Source organism: Rhodococcus sp. NPDC057297 (assembly GCF_042667435.1).
Lineage (GTDB): Bacteria > Actinomycetota > Actinomycetes > Mycobacteriales > Mycobacteriaceae > Rhodococcoides.
Window position 1 is genome coordinate 1 of sequence record NZ_JBHUZE010000020.1, and the last position, 3837, is coordinate 3837.

The 3837-nt window shown below is 65.5% G+C and carries 4 protein-coding genes; all 4 read right to left on the minus strand.

Annotation, left to right across the window (positions count from 1 at the left end):
- Nucleotides 1-783 (minus strand): helix-turn-helix domain-containing protein (locus tag ACFULT_RS27125; protein WP_378483086.1); only part of this gene is annotated, 783 nt, incomplete at its 3' end.
- A gap of 220 nt (nt 784-1003) precedes the next feature.
- Nucleotides 1004-2239 (minus strand): tyrosine-type recombinase/integrase, encoded by a 1236-nt coding sequence (locus tag ACFULT_RS27130; protein ID WP_375965045.1) that lies wholly within the window; start codon nt 2237-2239, stop codon nt 1004-1006.
- A complete protein-coding gene (locus ACFULT_RS27135) occupies nt 2239-2436 on the minus strand; it encodes a helix-turn-helix transcriptional regulator (RefSeq protein ID WP_375965042.1) in 198 nt (65 codons plus the stop codon). Before ACFULT_RS27135 ends, ACFULT_RS27130 begins: the two co-directional genes overlap by 1 nt.
- On the minus strand, nt 2433-3836 hold the full coding sequence (gene repSA / locus ACFULT_RS27140; RefSeq protein WP_378483087.1) for a replication initiator protein RepSA: 1404 nt from the start codon (nt 3834-3836) through the stop codon (nt 2433-2435). The genes ACFULT_RS27135 and repSA overlap by 4 nt, the downstream gene beginning before the upstream one ends.
- Between the last annotated feature and the right edge of the window lies 1 nt (nt 3837).

Genomic DNA, 3837 nt, shown 5'->3' on the forward strand with positions numbered 1-3837 from the left:
GAGCGCAGACAGGGTGAGCCTGGCATCATCCTCGGCCTCTGCGTCCGAGACATCTGCATGGCGAAGTCGAAGCTCCTGCTCAAGATTCGCTTCGGCCCGACGTACCCGCTCCCGCGTAGGGGAAACCGTCTCAGGATCGGGCCTCCAGCCTACAAATTCGACTGCCACGCCCGAGAAAAGAATCCCAAAGACAAGTATGAGGACCGCCGGCAATAGCGACCCAGGGCTAGCCCCCTGGATAATCCGAACCAGAAAGATCATTCCGGGCACGCCAACAGCAAGTGCAAATATGGTTATAAGCCTACGGCGCCGCCCCACCTTACGGCCCTCGCGGCTGCTTCCACCCTCGAACGATGAGCGATCGCTGAATTCTGATTCTGTCAAGATTTCACGCGCGGGCACAGTTATCGTATAAGTGCCCGCCCTCACTGCAATTTGCCCGTCTGCCGCAATATTACGGCCTGCGTTCTTTTCAACCTCGATGACGCCAAGCTGCTTTCCTTGTACAGCAACACAGTACGCCCGAAAATCTGGTACGGGAGTAAGACGCCTCCGCACGGACTCGACTACGCGCTGGAACGAGTCGACCTCTACGCCTATCAGACTTTCTGGGCCTGAGCCTTGACGGTCATCCACGCCAACAATTACTGTACCGCCGCGTGTATTAGCGAAGGCAGCGATGGTCCTCGCGAGTACGCGCGGCAGCACTCTCGAATGTTTGAATTCAAGGTCGACTCCTTCTGGGCATTGAAGGAGGGCCTCGATCTCTTCCGGCGTCACCATGACGTGAGACTAGTGGCTCCCACGCACGTTGCGTGGCCCGACTGCGCACTTGGTAACAGCTGGGCCGTGGCTGGGCCGTGCCAAGGCACCCGACGATAACCAACGCTGACAGATGCTGATAGCTCAACAGCAGGTCAGGAGCGTTGAAGGCACAGGAACCGCAGGCCAGAAGACCGGCGAGTCACTTCTTCGGCTTCTGAGATTTCCGCAGGTCAGCGACCTATGAACTCTCGTGGGCCGTCTCGGGGCCGTCATTGGCGATCGGGGCGGCCCACACTGCGTCCACGGCTGCTCGCGTACGCGTCTGACTGGCTGGCATGAGGTGCGTGTAAGTCCGCAGCGTGAAGCCCGGATCATGGTGGCCGAGGTACTCGCTCAGGGCCTTGATGCTTTCCCCGGCGTCCAAGAGCACGGATGCGTAGAAGTGCCGTAGCGCGTGCATCCCGTTATCCCTCCCGTTGGCGATACCAGCAGCACGGAGACCAGGGCGCCACTGCCGATCGTTGAAGCGATTCCGGTTCAGAGAAAAGCCTTCGGGACTCCGGAAGATCAGAGAAGCGGTGATCGGCGGGCCGTCCAAGGACTTCCAGGGCAAGGTGACCTCCGCCGCCGGGTACTGCGTGAGGTGGCCGGCCAACGCGAAGGCGATGGACTCTGGCAGAGGAACTTCCCGCTCCTTGCCGCCCTTGGGCGGGGCGAATACGGGCCGGTTGTGTAGAAGCTTCACCTGTCGGACCACATGCACGACACCCCCGAGGAAGTCGACATCCTCGACAGCCAAGCCGAACACCTCCCCCTGCCGAAGACCGCACCCGGCGGCGGGGTCCACAAGTGCCCGATACCGCTCAGGCAGCGCAGCCCGCACGGCCATAACCCGGTCAGCGGACCAAGGCTTGACCTTGCGCGGGTCGAGGCGGGGTGCCTTCACCGACCTTGCTCTGCATGGATTCGCCCGGATCAACCGGTCTTCGACGGCAGCCGTGAAAACTGTGGAGACGTGAGCGAAGATGCCGCGCCGGTACGCCGCCGAGAGCCCTGCGTCCTCAAGGATTCGCATCCACAGCCGAATGTGTGTCGGGTTGAAGGAACCGATGGGGCGCTTGCCGATGTGCGGGAGCGCGTGGAGACGCAACCGCATCTCGACGGACTCCCGAGTGGACGGGTCTGTCATCTGCGTGTTCATCCACTTCGTGGCGTACTGCTCGAAGGTGGCCTTACCGGCCTCCGGAGCGATGTAGTCGCCACGCGACATGTCGGCCTCGATATTCGCCAACCAGGTCTCGGCCCTGCGCTTCTGCTTGTCCGGGAAGCTCTTGGACTTCTCGCTGCCATCGGGACCGATGTAGCGGGCGCGGTAACGCATACCGACACCGTGACGCTCGGTCGCAACCTTGACCATCTTGCCTTTCGGCCCAGGCTCGGTCTTGTACCAGCGGTCTTGGATGTGTCCGGCCATCAGACAACTCCCTTATCCATCTGTGCGGCGACCCAGATGCGCACGTCTTCGGGGTCGTAGCGGAGGTGTCGGCCGACGCGGAAGCCGCGGGGCCCAGTGTCTTTGCGGCGCCACTGGTAGACCGTCTCGACCGGGACACCGAGGAGGTCAGCCAGATCGACCGGCGTCAGATAGCGCTCGGGAAGCAGCCGCCTCATGCCCATGCCTCCGACCCGTCGAGGGCTTCGAGTTCGGCGCGTACTTCGCGCACGGTGTCGCGGTTGGTCTGGATGTCTCGGGCGATGGTGGAGGCGAGCCAGGATTCGCCGGGTGTGTGGCCGTGCCCGGCGTAGGTCCAGTGGGCGAGCGTCAGTGTGGAGCCCTCCGGGGCGTCGTCGGGGTCGGGGAGCCCGCGTTCGTGGCGTTCCTGGCGTGCCCGGTAGTCGGCGCGGACCTGGCGGAGTGCGCCGAGGGTGGTGGAGTAGGCGCGGGACTTGGTGGAGAAGTGGCCGCGGAAGCCGAGCATGTGGGCCCACTGCCAGAGCTTGCGGTCCGGGTAGGCGTCGTCCAGGTCGAAGCACGCTTCGATCAGGTGCCGGGCATGGGCGGGCAGGTCGGTCAGCTTGTCGAGTTCGGCCAGCTCTCCGATGCGCCGGTCCACGGTGCCGGTGGTCTCGGCTGCCTTGGTGGCGTACTTCGCGACGTACGCGGCTACGGCCTGTTCGGTCAGGTCGTCGTTCGCGTTGTCCGCGCCGATCTGGCGTACGTCCACCTGAGCGCCCCACCGCAGGGTCCGCGCCGGTTGGTCACCGGAGGACGGGACGGGCACGCTCACACGGGCAGCAGCGGCCTGGATCGCATCCGACAACAAGGCCACGCTGGCCCAGGACGGCGGGGCAGTGTCGGGGCCGTCCGGTCCGTCGAGTCGGACGATCGCGTGGAAGTGCACGGCGCCGCGCTTCTGGAACTCGGCGACCTTCCCGAAGGAGATCCGGCAGGCGTCGGCCGTGGCTTTCTGGGTGAGGCCGGCGCGGGCGGCAACCTCCCGGCGGAGGTAGATGGTGAAGCGGCGCCAGAGGTCCCCGGCGTGGTTGTTCCAGAGCACCGCGCCCGCGTAGTCGTAGGCGGCCGGGTTCAGGGCGGAGCCCAGTTCCGGCGAGCCCTCGGGGTGGTCGGTGCCGCACCGGCAGAGGCCGCGAGTGGGCCGGTTGTGGACCGGGCCGAAGCTGGGGGCGGTGAGCGTCGCGAAGACCTTGGGGTGCGTACGCACCGTGAGCGGGGTGCCCTTGGACTCGTCGCCGGTCAGTCCGGCGCGGATCAGGTGGAAGGTGTCCCCGGCGTAGGTCCAGGCGCAGGAGGGGCACCGGGAGGCACGCCGGTTCCCGCAGGCCACCCGCAGGCGCCCGCCGGGCTCGCCCTGGGTGCTGTAGGAGTAGAGGACCTGCCCGGTCTTGGTGTCACGGGTGGTGGTCATGCCCTCCAGGTGGATGGGGTCCGAGCAGCCACCGGTGCGGCGTACCTGCTCCTGCCACCGGTCGAAGCCAGGAGCGTTGGCCACACGTAAGAGGTCGGCCAGCGTCAGCGGGTCCGTGCCGACAATGGCGGCGGTACCGGCCACA

What these genes read in the sequence shown, in the direction of transcription:
- ACFULT_RS27130 (WP_375965045.1), bottom strand. Translation starts at nt 2,239, where the DNA reads ATGGCCGGACACATCCAAGACCGCTGGTACAAGACCGAGCCTGGGCCG.
- ACFULT_RS27135 (WP_375965042.1), bottom strand. Translation starts at nt 2,436, where the DNA reads ATGAGGCGGCTGCTTCCCGAGCGCTATCTGACGCCGGTCGATCTGGCT.